This is a genomic window from Pseudomonas tohonis (assembly GCF_012767755.2).
GTDB classification, from domain to species: domain Bacteria; phylum Pseudomonadota; class Gammaproteobacteria; order Pseudomonadales; family Pseudomonadaceae; genus Metapseudomonas; species Metapseudomonas tohonis.
Genome location: NZ_AP023189.1, coordinates 317598 through 334942, shown reverse-complemented (window position 1 = coordinate 334942; position 17345 = coordinate 317598). Strand labels below are relative to the sequence as shown.

Annotated in this window: 10 protein-coding genes and 1 other annotated feature; of the genes, 7 read left to right on the top strand and 3 right to left on the bottom strand. The window is 59.3% G+C overall.

What is annotated here, in order from left to right:
* Positions 1-204: 204 nt before the first annotated feature.
* A complete protein-coding gene (locus tag HSX14_RS01555; RefSeq protein WP_173176767.1) occupies positions 205-2622 on the top strand; it encodes an AAA family ATPase in 2418 nt (805 codons plus the stop codon).
* Positions 2619-4346 carry a UvrD-helicase domain-containing protein gene (locus HSX14_RS01550; RefSeq protein ID WP_228723528.1) on the top strand — a complete coding sequence of 576 codons (1728 nt, stop codon included), beginning with the start codon at positions 2619-2621 and terminating at the stop codon, positions 4344-4346. Before HSX14_RS01555 ends, HSX14_RS01550 begins: the two co-directional genes overlap by 4 nt.
* 1 nt (position 4347) lies before the next feature.
* Here HSX14_RS01550 and HSX14_RS01545 read toward each other — a convergent pair.
* A protein-coding gene (locus HSX14_RS01545; RefSeq protein WP_173180457.1) for an IS3 family transposase occupies positions 4348-5570 on the bottom strand; the annotation gives its coding sequence in 2 pieces (ribosomal slippage) (positions 4348-5285 and positions 5285-5570; 1224 coding nt in all).
* Positions 5176-5292 (bottom strand) — a sequence feature (AL1L pseudoknot). (Overlaps the previous gene by 117 nt.)
* Before the next feature lie 50 nt (positions 5571-5620).
* Here HSX14_RS01545 and HSX14_RS01540 point away from each other — a divergent pair.
* Together HSX14_RS01540 and HSX14_RS01535 are read left to right on the top strand one after the other, a co-directional pair.
* Positions 5621-7075 (top strand): methyl-accepting chemotaxis protein, encoded by a 1455-nt coding sequence (locus tag HSX14_RS01540; protein ID WP_173179246.1) that lies wholly within the window; start codon positions 5621-5623, stop codon positions 7073-7075.
* A gap of 230 nt (positions 7076-7305) precedes the next feature.
* Positions 7306-8991 (top strand): sensor domain-containing diguanylate cyclase, encoded by a 1686-nt coding sequence (locus HSX14_RS01535; protein WP_228723527.1) that lies wholly within the window; start codon positions 7306-7308, stop codon positions 8989-8991.
* A 1037-nt stretch (positions 8992-10028) separates the two neighbouring features.
* On the opposite strand, the gene HSX14_RS01530 is transcribed toward HSX14_RS01535, so the two are convergent.
* Both HSX14_RS01530 and HSX14_RS31520 read right to left on the bottom strand, forming a co-directional pair.
* Positions 10029-10730, bottom strand: a complete 702-nt coding sequence (locus HSX14_RS01530; protein ID WP_173179248.1) for a YoaK family protein — start codon at positions 10728-10730, stop codon at positions 10029-10031.
* 43 nt (positions 10731-10773) lie between these two features.
* Positions 10774-11022 (bottom strand): hypothetical protein, encoded by a 249-nt coding sequence (locus HSX14_RS31520; protein ID WP_420803765.1) that lies wholly within the window; start codon positions 11020-11022, stop codon positions 10774-10776.
* A gap of 458 nt (positions 11023-11480) precedes the next feature.
* Here HSX14_RS31520 and HSX14_RS01520 point away from each other — a divergent pair, with 458 nt between their 5' ends.
* The 3 genes from HSX14_RS01520 (at position 11481) to HSX14_RS01510 (ending at position 17288) form a co-directional block, all read left to right on the top strand.
* Positions 11481-11945 (top strand): hypothetical protein, encoded by a 465-nt coding sequence (locus tag HSX14_RS01520; RefSeq protein ID WP_173179252.1) that lies wholly within the window; start codon positions 11481-11483, stop codon positions 11943-11945.
* A 54-nt stretch (positions 11946-11999) separates the two neighbouring features.
* Positions 12000-13700 carry a response regulator gene (locus HSX14_RS01515; protein ID WP_173179254.1) on the top strand — a complete coding sequence of 567 codons (1701 nt, stop codon included), beginning with the start codon at positions 12000-12002 and terminating at the stop codon, positions 13698-13700.
* A 129-nt stretch (positions 13701-13829) separates the two neighbouring features.
* A complete protein-coding gene (locus HSX14_RS01510; protein ID WP_173179256.1) occupies positions 13830-17288 on the top strand; it encodes a two-partner secretion domain-containing protein in 3459 nt (1152 codons plus the stop codon).
* Positions 17289-17345 lie beyond the last annotated feature (57 nt).

The window sequence follows — 17345 nt, the reverse complement described above, 5'->3', positions numbered from 1 at the left end:
GCCAGCGATCCAGCTGCGGCGCGCGGTCATGACGCAATGACTTGCCAGACCAAAGACCCGGTTAGCAAACGCAGGACGTTCGGCATCCATACATGGATGCTGTTAGGTTCAGCAGCCGGGAAAAAGCGCGAGCGCTAAAAGGAAAGCTGCCGGCCGGCGTGCTCAGTACCAAACTGCCCCGGCAACACTTAGGAAGAGGTGCTCATGAAGTTACAGGCATATCGGCTGCAGAACTACCGCCGGCTGCGCGATGTTGTCATCGAGCTCGATGAAGAAATTTCTATCTTTGTCGGCGCCAACAACAGCGGGAAGACGTCCGCTGTCCAAGGACTGTACTCAATGCTCCGCGGCGAAGTGAAGAAGTTCGAGCTCTTTGACTTCAGTGCGGCGCTGTGGGCTGAGATCGACGCGGTCGGCAGAACTCCTCCTGGCGATGAGGATGCGCCCAAAAGGTTACCGTCCATCCTCTTGGATCTCTGGTTCCGCGTCGGTGAAGACGACCTTGCCACTGCGATGTCGCTGCTGCCGAGCACTGAGTGGGACGGCAAGTGCGTCGGGATCCGGGTGGCGTTCGAGCCTCGGGATGCCCACGAGCTCGTCTGGAAGTTCCATGAGCTACATGAGAAGGCCAACAACGCAGCTGTCGCGCTTGCGGCCAAGCGCAAGGCCGCCGGGGAGCAAGCCGTGGAGGCGGGCGCGGAAGACGCGGCTGCGGTGGTGGCCGAAGCCGGCGAGTACAAGCCTTGGCCGGAAAGCCTGACGAAGTACCTCACCAAGGAGCTGAGCAAGGAATACACCTTCCGCTACTACGTGCTCGATGAGCGGGCTTTTGTCGGCTATCAGGCAAAGGAGGCCGACTACGAGCCGCTACCCCTAGGCAAGGACCCGGGCGGTGCGGCCATTCTCAAGTCGTTGGTGAGGGTCGATTTCCTGCGCGCGCAGCGGCACCTCGATGACCCGGATGCCGGTAGCTCTGATCGCGCCGAGAGCTTGTCTCGGCGCCTGAGCAGGTTTTATCACCGCAACCTAGAGAAGCGTGGCGACGACCATGCGGCTCTCAAGGCGCTCGATACCTCGGAGAATGAGCTGAACTTCCATCTGAAGGAAGTCTTCAGTGACACCCTCAAACGCCTGGCCAAGCTTGGCTATCCGGGCGTCAACAATCCCGAGATTGTGATTCGGGCGGCCTTGGATCCGACTACTGTCCCGGGGCAAGACGCCAAGGTTCACTACGTGATCCCGGGCGTGGCTTCCGCCCAACTGCCAGACAGCTACAACGGCCTGGGTTTCAAGAACCTGGTCTACATGGTGGTTGAGCTACTCGACCTGCACGAGCAGTGGAAAGCCGAGGAGGACAGGCGAGCTCCACTTCATTTGGTCTTCATTGAGGAGCCTGAGGCGCACCTGCACGCGCAGATTCAGCAGGTCTTCATCAGGAACGTTTTGCGCCTCCTTGAGGACGCTAACGATCACACGACTTTTTTCCACACGCAGCTCGTCATCACCACGCATTCCCCGCACATCCTCTATGAACGCGGATTCTCGCCTATTCGGTACTTCCGCCGCGTCAGCGACCACTTGGGCCATCACACGGACGTGCGCAATCTGTCGCTATTCAAAACGGGCGCGTCAGACGCTCCAGCGCGCGAATTCCTGCAGCGGTATTTGAAGCTGACGCACTGCGATCTCTTTTTTTCCGATGCGGTGATACTGGTGGAAGGCAACGTCGAGCGTCTGCTCCTGCCTGCAATGATCGAGTTGGCGGCCAAGCGCCTGCGTTCTTCCGCCCTAACCATCCTTGAAGTCGGTGGCGCGTTCGCACATCGGTTTCAGGAGCTGATCGCCTTCATTGGGCTCACAACACTGGTCATCACGGATTTGGACAGCGTGAAGGTCAAGACGGACGCCGAGAAGGCCGCCGCACAAGACACAGGCGCGGAGGGAGCCGTTGACGGAGATGACGAGGACGACGACCTGAAGCCCTTCGAGCTTGAGGACGACGACGAGGCAGAACCGGGTGGCAAGAAAAAGTCCAAGAAGCGTGGCAGCACCTGCCATGCACACGTGGAAGGTGCCGTCACGTCCAACCAAACCCTCATCAGCTGGATCCCGAAGAAGCGGTCGATTAAAGAGCTCTGGGAAGTCACGGCGGAGCAAAAGACGCTGTCGCTGGCTGAGGATTCAAACGCTGAGGTTCGGGTGGCCTATCAGACCAAGGTTTCGGTGACGGTGGGGGCGAAGACATCGCAGCTCTGCGGCCGCACCCTTGAGGAGGCCTTTGGTCTTGAGAACGCGGACTGGTGCCAGGCTGAGGCCAACCGGGCGGTCGGCCTCAAGCTCAGGCGCGCACCGAGCAGCCCCGAAGAACTGGCTGAGAAGTTACACGATAGGGTGGTCAGCAAGAACTTCGACAAGACCCGCTTTGCGCTGGAGGTCCTCGCAAGCGGGCCGCTCAATGGCTGGAAGGTTCCCGCGTACATCGCCGAGGCCTTGGCTTGGCTCGAAGCCAAAGTGGCCCACGAGCTTGAGGCGGACGCCGCCATCGCCACCGAGGTCGCGACTATTGAGCCGACTGCAGCCGATGTTGTCGCTGTCATTGTTGCCCCGGGACAGACGGCATGAGCAGACGAATTGATAGCCCAGATACCGACGCCGACCGCGAGATCCACGCATGCATTGCCGCGACGCCTCCGCAGCCCTTCGTGGTTCGTGCTGGGGCAGGTTCCGGCAAGACCACCTCCCTCATCAAGGCGCTGGACTGGGTGATGTCGGAGCACGGCGCCAGCATGCGGGCGAGGAAGCAGAAGGTCGCGTGCATCACGTATACCGACCTTGCCGCCAATGAAATCCTGGCGGACGTCAACGATGACCCGCTGGTTCATGTCTCGACCATCCACAGCTTTTACTGGTCTATTGCCAAGACGTTTCAGGCCGACATCAAGGTTTGGCTGCAGAACGACATCCGCAGGCGGATTTCCGATCTTAAAGAAGAGTTTGAGAATTACAGCTCGCGTGTCCGGCAGACCACGCGAGACAGGAACAAGGCCGACCAAGAGCGCTATGCCCGAAGCCTAGAGGCTGTGGCCGGCGTCAGGACGTTCAACTACGGCATGGGCAGTGACTACGCCAAGGGCATACTCGGCCACGAGGACATCCTTCAGCTCGCCGACTTCCTGCTACAAAACCGCCCGCTGTTTCGACGGGTCGTGGCGCTGAGCTACCCGTTCGTGTTTATCGACGAGAGTCAGGACACGTTCCCGGGCGTGGTGAAGTCTTTCAAGGAAGTGGAAGCCCAGATGCAGGGCAAGTTCTGCCTTGGTTTTTTCGGCGACCCGATGCAGTCGATCTTCATGAGAGGCGCAGGGGACATCCAGCTTGAGGACCATTGGAGGGCCATCACGAAGCCGGAGAACTTTCGCTGCGCCAAGCAGATCCTTGACGTCGCCAATGCCGTGCGCGCGCAGGGCGACGGTATGGAGCAAGTCCGCGGGCTGCACGAGAGGGTCGATGGGGGCCTCAAGCTGGTGGAGGGGTCGGCCCGGATGTTCGTCTTGCCGAACACGCTGAACCGAACCGAGGCCTTGGCAAGAGTCCGGGCGTGGAGCTCGGCGACGAACAACGACGATGGTTGGACAACCCCAGACATCGCAGTCAAGATTCTTGTCATCGTGCACCGCATGGCGGCAAACCGGCTCGGCTTCGGCGGCATCTACTCGGCGCTGAACGACAAGACGTCGGATGCCATGAAGCAGGGGATGCAGGACGGCACCGGCTGGCCCGTTCGACCCTTCCTAAGTTTTGCGCTACCGATCATTGCAGCTGTGAAGGCCGGCAATGAGTTCGCGGCTATAAACCTGCTCCGGGAGTTCAGCCCGCGCCTGGCGCCTGCGGCTCTGACCCGCCAACGTGCCGTGGATGTATTGCGAGAGCTGCATGCTGCTGTATCGAGACTTGTGGCCATGCTGGATGAGGCAGGGACCACCATTGGTGACATAGCTCTCCATCTCTGTGACACGGGTCTTTTCAAGTTCGATGAGCGCTATGCGCGTGTTCTTGGGTTTTTCAGAGATGTTGCTGACGCCGTTCAGGAGTCCGAGGCTGCTGATGCAGTTCCGGCTGAAGGATTATCCTCGGACGCGGCAATGGCCAAGTTCCTCAATTGCTCTGCGCAAGAGCTTTTGCCCTATGAACGCTATGTCTCAGAAGGCTCCCCCTATGCCACGCAGCACGGCGTGAAGGGAGCGCAGTTCGAACGCGTCATAGTGGTGATGGACGAAGAAGAAAGCGACTACCGAATGTACGACTACGTGAATCGCCCCGGCTTTTGTGGAGGCCGTTTCGTTTAAGTCAGGCCGCCATGGCCTGACCTGCTTGTTGCTGGTGGAAGTTTGCCTCAGCCTCCGCAGGCGGGATATAGCCGATTGAGCTCAACAGGCGCTGGTGGTTGTACCAGTGCACCCATTTCAAGGTCGCCATCTCAACAGCCTCGCGGCTCTTCCACGACTGGCGGTAAATCAGCTCGGCCTTGTACAGCCCGTTGATAGTCTCAGCCAAGGCGTTGTCGTAGCTGTCGCCCTTGCTGCCAACCGAGGGTTCAATACCGGCCTCTGCCAGCCGCTCGGTGTAGCGGATCGAGACATACTGGCTGCCACGGTCGCTGTGATGGATCAGACCACCCGTGCAATGCGGCTGGCGGGCATACAGGGCTTGCTCCAGAGCATCCAGCACGAAGTCGGTCTTCATGCTGGTACTGACTCGCCAGCCAACGATCCGCCGCGCAAACACGTCAATCACGAAGGCCACATACAGCCAGCCCTGCCAGGTCGACACGTACGTGAAGTCCGACACCCACAGCTGATTTGGACGGTCGGCATGGAACTGGCGCTGCACACGATCCAGCGGACAGAGCGACTTGTCGCCGGCCACCGTTGTTCGCATGACCTGGCCGCGCCTGATGCCCTGTAATCCAGCCCGACGCATCAACCGCTCCACCGTGCATCTGGCCACCTCGGTGCCTTCTCGCCGGAGCTGCTTCCAGACCTTCATCGCGCCATAACACTGCATGTTGGTGTCCCATACACGCTGGATTTCCAGGATCAATGCGTCATCGCGTCGAGCACGGCAGCAACGTAATGCCGGGTTGCGCTGCTGAGCCGCGTGCCTGCGGTAACCGGACGGGGCGATCTGCAAGACACGGCAGATCGACTCGACCCCGAGACGGTCACGATGCTGATCGACAAATGCCCTCAGGATTTGGTGCGGCGGTCGAGCTCCGCCTGGGCAAAATACGCACTGGCCAGGCGCAGAATCTCGTTGGCTTTGCGCAGCTCGCGGTTCTCGCGCTCCAGGGCCTTTATGCGCTCGCGCTCTTCGCTGGTCTGACCAGGGCGCTGACCGGCATCGGTCTGCTGGCGGCGAATCCAGCCATGCAGGGTTTGCGCTGCGCAGCCGATTTTCGGCGCAATGGCCTCAATGGCCGCCCACTCGGAGGGGTAGTCGTTCAGGTGTTCCAGAACCATGCGCACAGCACGTTCACGGACTTCGGGGGAGTAGGTCGTAGTCTTTCTCATGGCCTCATCTTCTCAAGAGTTGGGGCCTCCACGAAACCCGGGGCGATTCAGTGAGCCAAAACCTGTACCGACTGCGCACTCTTACACTGCGTCTTCTCCTGGAAAAGGATGATCGAGCGTTGCTGGACGACCTGCAGCGCATCCAGGAGCTTCATCAGAACCTCGATAAGTTCCAGAGCGCCTACAGCAAAACCGTCAGTGGGCAGAAGCAACAGACCCTCTACGATGCTTTCGACTCTGCTGAGCGCGCCTATCTCAATAGCCACACTCAAGTGGTTGAGTTGATGCAGTCGCAGCGCGCAAGCGATGCGAAAGAGGTTGTCAATCGGGATATGAATGCTCAAGCCAATGCAATGGCGACCGCATTGAGCGAGCTGACCCACTACCACGAGCAGGAAGCGCTTCGTGCCTCCACACAAAGTGGCACCGTGTTCAATTCCGCGAAGATGATCCTATTCGTTTGCATTGTGTTGACGCTCGCGATGGTCGTGCTGCTTGCGATGCTGCTTACTCGCAGTATCGTTAAGCCGTTGGGCGAGGCAGTCGACTTCGCACAGCAGATCGCCTCAGGGGATCTTGTAAGTCAGTGCGTTGCGTATGGGGCAGACGAGCTATCCCAATTACAAGAAGCACTGAACAAGATGCAGGAGAGTTTGCGCCAAGCCGTGCATGGTATGGCGGACTCCTCCCAGCAACTCGCCGCCACTGCCAGCGAGCTCAACTCCGTCACGCTGAACGAATCTAAGGCACTGACTCAACAGAATGCCGAAATAGAAATGGCCGCCACTGCCGTAAACCAGATGACCTCTGCAGTCGACGAGGTCGCCCGCAATGCTGTGAACACCTCCGAAGCCTCCAACCAATCCAGCCAAAGTGCGGAGGTAGGACGTCGGGAGATGCGTCGCACGGTGGACGCGATCAGCGTATTAGCAACCGAAGTAGATGAGACATCCAGCAAGATCAGCGCTCTTGCCGAAAACATCCGCGAAATCAGTTCCGTACTGGACGTCATCCGCTCAATAGCGGATCAGACCAATCTCCTGGCCCTGAATGCTGCCATTGAAGCGGCACGTGCGGGAGAGCAAGGGCGGGGCTTTGCCGTGGTGGCCGACGAAGTCCGTATGCTGGCGCAGCGCAGTCAGCAGTCGACGCTTGAAATCGAGAAAATGATTGGCTTGATCCAGACGGAAACTGAACAGTCCGTGCGCGCCATGCTAAACAGCCGTGACAGCGCCATGAGTACCATGACGATGGCGGAATCGGCAGGGCAAGCACTGGACGAGATCACTCACTCCATCACACAGATTAGCGAGCGTAATCTACTGATTGCCAGTGCGACAGAAGAACAGGCATCTGTGGCTAAGGAGGTTGACCGTAGCCTCATCAATATCCGTGACCTGTCAATGCAGACTATTGCAGGAGCGAACCAAGCAAGCACAGCCAGCTACCAACTCTCGCAGCTTGCAGCTCGCTTAAATGAGATGGTAGGGCGATTCAAGATCTAAGAGCTGGCCAGGGAGGCGCTCCAATGTCCACACGACGACCTAAGAGCTCGCGTCTAGCATCGTAGACAATTGGCGATTAATCGTTTAAGTCATTCTTTAGGGCGACGTGCCCCACTGGCTAGCACCTCTCAACACAGGTAAAACTACCAAGCTAGCGTTGGCTACAGCAATGTTGGAAAGTAAACCTTGAGGGTGCTTTAGACATTGCTCGTGGCTAACCGTGAGCTGTTTTGGTAAAAGAAGGCTTAATACATCAAGAAGGGCGAGCTAAGCCTTACATGGCTGCTCGAATAGAATTCGACCTTCAAAATCATCAAGGGTGCCGTGTCATGCCCTATGGGCCATCTCCGAAGCTAAACTTAAAGAGTATCATTCTTTTATTCGCCTTTTTCTCAGTGGCTGCAACTGTTCTCAATGATCTCCTAGTGACTTACCGCATTCAGAAGCAGACACTTATACAAAATGCACTGGAGTCGAATAGCGCTTACGCGGCAAAAATAGCAATCAGTATTAATGAGAGCCTCATATCCGACCTAGACAAGCTCAAGTATAGCGCGGAGATGATAGGTGCTAGCCCGAGCGCCGAGATCATGAGTGCGGAAGCTGATCGTCTAGTTCGGCAGGATGGGAGCTTCAACACGGTAATCGTGACCAACGAAGCTGGGGTCATAATCGCAACCCAACCAGACAACCTTAAGATTATCGGGCAGAAACTCCTTTCACTTGAACCTATTGAACAGCGCCGTGAGATGGTGAGCAGAGCTTACTGGTCGCTCAAAGGCAATCTTATTATTTTTGTCTCATATCCTATCTGGGGTGATGGCGGCAAGTATCTTGGGTTGATTGGAGGTACGATCTACCTAGGGGTTCAAAACTCGCTTAACACAATAATAAACCATCATTTCTATCGTGATAATTCGTACGTTTATCTTGTCGACGATAAGAGACGGATACTTTCGCACCCACAGGCGGAGCGCATAGGTGAAATTGCCAACAACAGCCCCGTTGTTGAGGCCTTATTAAAAAATGACAGCGGATCCGTGCAGGCTACAAACTCGCAGGGGCGCGAAATGTTGGCAGGTTATGCTCGCGTGACAATAAGTGGCTGGGGTGTGGTGTCTCAGCAGCCGCTTGAGGAAGTGGAAAATTCTGTTAATGAGCTGATCTATAAGCAGATGATCACTATTATTCCGACGAGCCTACTGGGGCTGTTTTTTATCTGGTGGGTTGCCACTAAAATCAGTCTTCCGCTGCAGCAACTTTCAGAAAGTGCGTCCAACCTTAGTGGTGTCAACCATATCCTTAAGATCAGAGCTTGGTATCAAGAGGCATGGAAAATACGAATCGCACTGCTAGCAGGCGTTGAGTCAATGCAGCAGCAAATTGGCACTCTAGATCATCAGGCCAAAAGTGATTCACTTACTCAGTTGGCCAACCGAAGAGCTTTTGAGGATATTCTGGAGATTTGGCAGGCTACGGGAGCTCCGTTTTCCGCAATAAGTCTGGATATTGATCACTTCAAACGAGTCAATGACACGTTTGGTCACGACGTAGGAGACTCAGCACTTCAACAAGTAGCCGCCATTCTCAAAAATACATGCAGGGCAAAGGACCTGCCATGCAGAGTGGGGGGAGAGGAATTTTTCATATTACTTCCTGACACCCCCCTTACGGCGGCAGCAGATGCTGCAGAGCGGATTAGAAGCACCATCGCGACAAGCTATATTGATCCGGTTGGCTACATTACGGTTTCATTGGGAGTGACATGTTCGATGCTCAACGCAAGTACTCCTTTAACACTCAAGAAGGCTGACGAGCTTCTTTATCACGCCAAGCAGACTGGGCGTAACAGGGTCGTTGTTGATCTTCAATATGCTGGGGAGAGTATTGAGGTCTGCCCATCGGTTGCCGAGTAGCGTAACAGCTCCACTGGGCGACTGTGATTTTAGATAATTTGCCGTGCTTAAGTACCAGAACATCTGATGCGCTGGAGGGAATAGAACATGGCTAAATTTAGAAAAGTCAAAAAACACTCAGCAATCTTCAATTGTCGCCCTATCGCCAAAACGCTTCTTATTGCGCTTATTCTTCAGAGGAAGCTTATCAGAAAAGGTAGTGCCTACATGGTGTGCGACCCTGAAACGATGAGAATAGTAGCGCCTTACATTACACGCATACGCTTGAGGGGGCGCTCGGGAAGGCTTCTTATTGAAATAAATTCTAGCAACCGTCAGCCCATACAGAAATAAGCGCCCCAAATATAAGGAACCATGCAGATGGTTATTTGCAGTAAAACACTGGTGGCCGACCCCCAAGATGAGAACTGTGTACTGGGATGGGCGGTAATCCAACGGGAACCTTGGTCCCTCATTGCGGTTGTGGGCTCACGCGAGACTGCTTTACATATGGCCAAGATGAAAGGTGTTGATCATGTCGTCGAGTATTGTACTCACCGACCAGGAACGGGAGAGTTCTCCATTCGCGCTCATCCAACCCCGTAGCTATCTAATGTCATAGTGGACTGGCAGATGTTAGGCATCTGCCTATACTGATGCGCGGTGATTTTGCTCAGGAAACCTTCTCTGTCGATGCGGCGACAACAGGAGTGAGTGACTATGGACACAGATACGCAAGTATTCCGCTTTTTGCTAAACAAGGGGCAGTTAGACCCTCAGCAGTACCATCACGTTGAGGAGATCGCTCAAGCCATCAACAGGTCCCGGAGGAAAAATCTAAGCGCAGTAGATGTGGAAAAGGCACTCCATGGCACTCGGTACCGGATGGCTAAGAATGTGTGTGCAATGGTGCCTGGCCACGAACAGCCTTACGAAATAGTCGAGTACAAAAACGGGGATGTCTCTGCTCGTGCCTGTATATTCGCGATCCGATACCCGCAAGACTATGGCTGGAAAGAGTGACAGCGCTGCGCACTGAATCTGCATAGCATGCCTCTTTAACCAAGCTTGTAGCCTCGTTGCCATGACGCCGGTACAAAAAGCGATGCGACAGTCAGCAGGCAAGCTGATAAGGCACTGAAGAGCATGGCGGGCAAGCCGAGTTTAGAGCCTAGACAGGCCCCAATAATGGCGCCTACCAACATCCCCGACCAAGGCACCAGTTGTACTCGCCAGCCATTATGGCGCCGACCCAGAAGCCATCGGCCCAGTCCTCTTCCGAACCGGGAGAGGGCTCCTGTTACGTAAGTCAGCCCTATCGGCATACCGTTAACCTGTTCCACGACTGCATTCAGCATGCCCATGGCGGTGGTGGCTCCTATCAAAGCGATGATCCGTGCGCCTTCTGGAAGCAACGCAGATATGGCCAGCAAGATTGAAACCAGTGCCAACAGAAAGGTTGAGCGTCTCCCCGCAAAATGTGCCAGCACTACTCCCAGTGCGTTCCCGCCTACAAAGCTCAGAACAGCAATCACCAACCTGCCTCCGGCTATGACATCCCCACTGCTGATCGCAACCGCCAACCTGGTGGTGTTGCCACTCATGAAAGACACAAAGTCACCGAGCGCCATCAGGCCAATGGCATCCGTCATCCCAGCCAAAACCGATAGAGCGGCAACCATTCCCATCCCTACTCGGGCACGGACCTTTCGCAGTTTCTCGCGCTTTGGATTGGAGCGTGCGTAGATCGAGGGGAGCATTGCTATTGCCTCAGTATTTCAGAGTCATGCTTTCTTGCAGGCACTAGTCGTTCAGGGCCGAGATTATTCGAGCCACTTTCGACTTAAGTGCTTCAGGTAGGGTTCTATACAGCCATACCAATTCATTCTCATCCTCTCTCAGGCAGTTCTCTTGCTCCCGCCTTCCTGATAGCGCGTACATGATATCTATGTTGTTGCGCTCAAGATTTTCCAAATACTGGATGTCAGGGGTACGTTTCCCACTCTCGTAAGCACGTTGAGTATTCTGAGTTACCTCGCCGAAAAGACCCATCTCTCGTTGTGATAGTCCCAGTCGGATTCGCTCGCTCTTTAGGCGTTCTCCAAAACCGCTTCGAATCAGCACCCTAGCCCCCTAGAACCATTTGGTGAGTAGATAAAGGGGCATCCCTGTCACCTTAAGGACCACCGCACTATGACGTTGAGTCGCTGAACACTCTCTGGTCATCCGCACCGCTGCCCAGTGGAAGATAAGCAGTTGCTCGCCAGAGAATGCCGGCTACCAATACCAACGGCAAGCGCCGGCTTCAAGCGATAAGGCTCTTGATCACTGCGAAGAAATGACTGAATCCACAACGCCATGGCGCCGGATGGAGCACCTCATGTGAGAGAAGATTCCGGAGCTATGCTGAGAATTCCGCTGGCTTACGGGCGCACAATTAGATGCGGCCAGACCCAGTGCTGATGTTTGAGCATCATAAATTTCTACCACTTTGGCAGAGAGGCAGCTCAATGGATAACAGGGATGCTCTTATCGACGCGGCCACGGATGCGCTTGAGAAACACCGTTCAGCCCGATCAGCACTCCTCAGAACTGATGCATCCGCTGACTCGGCCACTTTTAAGCGAACATCCATCAGGCAGGCCGTTGTCGCTATAACGTCCAGTTGGAGCTATCTGGAGGCCACTCTTTATCACCATGGTCGGCGACGCCTTGGCCGTAACTACAATGACTCCGTCGTCTTTGAAGCGAAACTGCGGGCGTTGGGCATCACGGAAGACGCGATATTGAACAGGGCCAGGCAACTGCGGATTGTTCAGCGTGACCTCATCCATGGTAAGGCGCTTGAACTCGGTGTTCTGGATCCAGGCAAAGCACACATCGCGCAGAACGAGGCGGAGAAAGCGGTAGCCCTAGCCTTGGAGATCCGGCAGTTGCTGGACGAGCCGGAAGGAGGCTCACCCCTTCCACGGTGATGTGTTGCTCCATCACCTCTCTTGAAACGGGGAATTGAATGGAAGCACTGAACCATGCGCCGAGTCGTGATCGCCGATGAACAACCCATCGTTCGCCATGCCCTCCGGCAGTTGCTCGGCGAGATGGGGCACGAGGTCGTCGCCGAGCGGGACGACGGTACCGATGCCCTGCAGGACTGCCTGCGCCTGCTCCCCGACCTGCTCATTCTCGACCTTGCCCTGCCCAGGCTCTCCGGGCTGGAGGTGGTCCGCCGCCTGCGCCAGCGGGAAAGCCGCATCGCCATCCTAGTTCTGACCGCACAGAGCAGTGAGCACTTCGCCGGGGTCTGCCTGCAGGCCGGGGCCACCGGCTTCGTCGGCAAGGAAGAACCCCTGGCGAGCCTGCGCGACGCCATCTCCACACTGCTGCGAGGCCACGGCTACTTCCCGAGCCAGACACTGGGCACCCTGGCGCCCACGGTAGTCCTGCTGTCGGAGGATGCGCAGTTGCAGAGCCTGTCCCCACGTGAGCTGAGTGTGCTGCGCTACCTGGCGGCGGGCTTCGGCAACAAGCGCATCGCCGACGAGCTCTCCCTGAGTGATCGTACCGTCAGTACCTACAAGGCCCGGCTGCAGCAGAAGCTCAACGCCGGCTCGCTGGCCGAGCTACTGGAGATCGCCTGGCGTATCGGCCTGGCGCCGGCGCTGCCATCCAGCCACGCAACCGGCGAGAAAGCCGATATCGCCACGCAGTTCCACCAGTTGTTCGGCGCCTTGCCAGTTCCCATGGCGATGCGTGATGCCACGGGGCGGCTGCTGGCCTGCAACCACGAGCACCTCGGCTTCAACGGGATGACGCCCGAGCAGGCCAAGGGAACCCTGCTGACGGATGTGCAGGCGCTAGCACCGGAGGATGCCCTGCGCTTGCACCAGGGTTACCTGCGGGCGTTCAGCGAGCAGCGCTCATTCAGCCAGGAAATCGAGGTTCAGTATCTGGGGCGGAACAAGGTGCTGCACGTCTGGGGAGCTCCCTGTCACAACCAGCAGGGCACGCTGGTTGGCATGCTCTGTTCCTTCGTCGATCGCACCGAGCACGAGCAGGATATTTCTACCTTGGTCGATGCCCAGCAGCGACGCGACGTGGAGCGACGCACGGCGGCCCATTACCTGGAGCGCTCCGGGGAATGCCTGGCGCAGCGCCTGGCCGAGCTGGACCGCCTGCTGCAGAGCTTCGATCAGCAAGCGCCCAGCGACCAGACACTGGCACAGGCACGCCTCGACATTGAGGATCTGCAACAGCAGGTACGGGCCATGCTCGACAGCGTGCGCTGCCGGTACGGCCACCTGCCACTGCGACCGCAGAGAACGGATCTGCACCTGCTGACCCAACAAGCACTGGGCGAGTTCAGTGAAGCGCAGGCCAGCCGGGGCCGGCCGGCCACTCTGCAGCACCGACCCAGCGCGCACCCGGCGCTGGCCTGGGTCGATCCGGCGCGCTACCGGCAACTGCTGGAGGCCCTGCTCAGGCATGCCGCGCCCCTCGGGCCCGACGCCGAGCTGCGTGAGTCGCTGGCGCGGGCCGGACACGGCAGGCTGCGGTGGACTCTGGACCTGAGCTCGACCCGCGCCGACGATGACCCGCTGGACATCCACGGCGTGCTGGCCAGGCGACTGGCCCTGTTGATGGGCGGTACCCTGGAGCGCAGCGTATCGGACGCTGGCATCCCGTCGCTGCACCTGGAGCTCGACCTGCCCCTGGCCCTGCCCATCGCCTGACCCTTCCCTGTAGTGCGTGCACTACAGCGTCTTCAGGATTCCCTGATCGTCTCTCCCGTCCCTCCGCCCGAGCATTGGCTCAGGTAACGGCCCGCGCATGGGCGCACTGGGCCGGCAAGGAGTGACGACATGAAACGCCTGCTTCCCAAACACCTTCCGCTGCTCGCGGATGGCCCCTTCGCACCACTCAGCCGCCTGTGCTGCGCCGTGCTGCTAGGCCTGGGCATCACCTATCTGGCCAACGCGGACACCCTGCCGCAAATACAGGATGTGGTTTCCGGCGCTGCGAGCATCTCGACCGATGGTTCGAGCATGCGCATCGACACCGGTACGCCCACCACCGTGATCAACTGGAAGGACTTCAGCATCGGCCCGGACAACCGGGTGCACTTCCAGCAACCTGACGGCAGCTCGGTGACCCTCAACCGTGTCACCGGTGCCAACCCTTCCGCCATCTACGGCGTGCTCACCTCCAACGGCAAGCTGGTTCTACTGAATCCCAACGGCATCTGGTTCGGCCCCAACGCCAAGGTCGCCACCCGCGCGCTGGTAGCCGGTGCCGGCATGGTCACCGAAGCGCAACTGGAGCAATTCGCCAAGACAGGCAAGCTGGACATCCAGCTCAAGGGCCTGGTGCGCAACGACGGCGCCATCACCGCGGCTGACCACGGGCTGGTGACGCTGCTGGGGGCGCAGGTGGAAAACGCCGGCGTCATTCAGGCGCGCAAGGGCCAGGTCAACCTGGCCACCGGCCCGCAGGCGACGCTGGACTTCCACGGCGACGGCCTGGTGAGCCTGGCGGTTGGCGGCCAGGCGGCAGCCGCGAACTCCGTCGACCCCGCGCTGCGCGGTGGGGTTTACAACAGCGGGCAGATTGAGGTCGGTTCGGGAGTGGTGGTCATGAGCGCAGCGCGTGCGGCCGAGCACCTGGAATCGGTCATCAGCAGCGGCGGCACCCTCTCGGCTGACTCGGTGAGTGACGACGGCGGCACCATCGTGCTCGGCAATGCCGAACACACCCGGGTGCAGGGCAGTCTCTCCGCACAGGGGCGCGACGGCGGCAGCATCAAGGTCCTGGGCGATAACGTGGAGCTTGCCGGCACTGCGAAACTGGACGCCTCCGGCACCCAGGGCCAGGGGGGGGCGGTACTGGTGGGTGGCAGCCTCCAGGGCCAGGGCAGCGAACCCGCCTCCCGTACCACCAATGTCGCCCAGGGTGCCCAGCTGAAAGCGGATGGCGCCGTGGCGGGCGGCAAGGTGGTGGTGTGGTCCGATGGCAGCACCAACTTCGCCGGCGACGCCAGTGCCAAGGGCGGCGAGCGCGGCGGTGTGGTGGAAACCTCCGGCCGTACGCTGAGCATCGACGCCCAGGCCCGGGTCGATGTCTCCGGCAAGACGCCCGGCACCTGGCTGCTGGACCCGGAGACAGTGGATGTCGACGACGCGGCCGCCAGCGTGATCGCCGATGGCCTGACCCGGGGCAACGTGCGTATCGACGCCAGCCAGGCGATCAATATCAACGCCCCCATCATCGTCAGTCAGGCCACCGACGCCTCGGGCAACCCGCACACCCTGGTGCTGATCGCCAAGGGCGCGGTAGGCACGCTGACCTCATACGAGGGGCAGGACAAGAGCAACGCCAGCGGCTCGGTCACCATCAGCGCGCCGATCCTGCTCAAGGACGGCAACCTGTTCATCGACGCCACCGGGGACGTGACCCTGCGCAACACAACCGCAGGCCAGAGCGGAGACCTGGCCATGCTGGGGCGCGCTATCATCGACCTCGGCAAGGGCACCCTGTGGATCGACACCTCCAACACCGCGAGCATTCGCCAGGAGGCCGGCACCGCCGTCCTGGCGGACAAGGTCGCCGTGCGCGGCGCCAGCGTGGTGATGGACAGCGCCCTGAACTTCGCTGGCACACTCGCGGGCGCCGCCACCAACGGCCGCTTCGTATTCCACCAGACCAACGCCAGCGGCAGCGCCAACCTGGGCAGCGTGGCTTCGCCCTACGGCAGCGTGCCGCAACACATGGCCGGGGTCAGCGTGCAGCAGGTCGAGCACCTGGGAACCCGCAGCCTGCACGCCGACGTCAACGGCATCGCCGACAAGGACGTGCTGCTCTCCATCGACGGCCAGGCCTTCGACTACCTCGTATTCGAGGCCACCGGCTATGTCGACAAGGACGGCCGCCCCCTGGTGAGCTACACGGATTCGGCCGGTGCCAGCCATCCCATCGGCGACTACCCGGACAGCTCGGACTTCCTGGTCAACGGCCTGGCCTTCACCGACGCCAACGGCGTGCAGTGGAAAGTGGTTCCCGACAAGGACAACCCCGAGACCCTGGCGCGCTTCTACAAGGACACCGGCAGTGGCTTCGTGGAAAGCAGCGAGGCGCCGGCCAACTTCAGCTTCGATGCCCACCAGGGGATCGCCATGATCGCGGTGCGCAATGGCACCACCTATGGCTGGGGCGTTTCGGGCTACGAAATCCCCGGCGCGCAGATCCACGAAGAGATTCAGCACGACCCGGCCGGCCATGGCTCCGAACAACTGGTCATCGCCCTGGGCGGGAGTACCACCGAAGTCAGGGCGACCCTGGCCTGGCTGCAGGACGACAAAGTCTGGGACAACAGCGTGCGCACGCCGCTGCTCGAAAATGCCCAGGTGCACTTCCTCGCCAACCAGGACCGCAGCGCCACCGCCGACCTCAGCGCCAACAAGGCCAACCTGAACATCCAGGTGCACGACCAGAGCCGTGTCTACGGAGACGCCAACCCGACGCTGACCCACTCGGAGTTGACCAGCCGCGACAACGCGCTGGCCGCCAGGGCGCTCGACGAGTTCGTCGACCGTCAATTGCAGCAGGACCGTTTCGCACACAGCGTGGAACTCTCCACGGCGGCCAGCGCCAGCAGCGATGTCGGCAGCTACGGCATCGAAGGTCAACTGTCTACCGGCAGCTTCCTCTCGCGGCGCTATGAAGTCCGCCTCGGCGAGGCGCGCCTGGTAATTACCCCGGCGCCCCTGGTCGTGCACATCGACGACAAGAGCAAGGCTGCCGGCGAACAGGACCCAGCGCTGACCTACCAGGCCGAGGGCTGGAAGTTCGACCAGGACCAACGCGATTTCAGCCTGGCCCGCGCCCCGGGCGAGGCCGCCGGTAACTACCGCATCTTCGAGCAGGACGGCACCCGCCTGGTCAGCGCCAACTACCAGGTCACGGTCGTCGACGGCAACCTTGCCATCCACGGCCCGGTGGCCCCCCCGCTGCCTCCGGCCGCCGCTCCTTCGCCCCCGGTCGGCATCCCCGCCCAAGGCAACGCGAGCGAGCGCTGCACGCCCACCGAATCCCCGTCCTCGGTGGTGGCCAACCACTCGGTGACCCCGGCCGTGGTGCGCAGCTACAGCGTGCAGCTGGTCTGCAAGCCCCGCGCTTATGGCACGGCGCAAGAGCAACTGCCGGACAAGACCGATCTCCTCAACTACGCCAACGGGCTGTTCCAGAACGGGCGCTTCCAGCTCCCGGACTTCAACCGCAGCGTCATCCCGCGTGATCTCCAGTCGCAACCGAAAGGAGGCGAGTGATCCATCATGAAAACCTCGAACTTCTCCCCACTCCGTGCCCTTACGGTGGGCCTCTGC

Coding starts and splice junctions, on each gene's coding strand:
- HSX14_RS31520 (WP_420803765.1), bottom strand. CDS start 11,022: ATGGGTCTTTTCGGCGAGGTAACTCAGAATACTCAACGTGCTTACGAG.
- HSX14_RS01520 (WP_173179252.1), top strand. CDS start 11,481: ATGGATAACAGGGATGCTCTTATCGACGCGGCCACGGATGCGCTTGAG.
- HSX14_RS01530 (WP_173179248.1), bottom strand. CDS start 10,730: ATGCTCCCCTCGATCTACGCACGCTCCAATCCAAAGCGCGAGAAACTG.
- HSX14_RS01510 (WP_173179256.1), top strand. CDS start 13,830: ATGAAACGCCTGCTTCCCAAACACCTTCCGCTGCTCGCGGATGGCCCC.
- HSX14_RS01555 (WP_173176767.1), top strand. CDS start 205: ATGAAGTTACAGGCATATCGGCTGCAGAACTACCGCCGGCTGCGCGAT.
- HSX14_RS01515 (WP_173179254.1), top strand. CDS start 12,000: ATGCGCCGAGTCGTGATCGCCGATGAACAACCCATCGTTCGCCATGCC.
- HSX14_RS01550 (WP_228723528.1), top strand. CDS start 2,619: ATGAGCAGACGAATTGATAGCCCAGATACCGACGCCGACCGCGAGATC.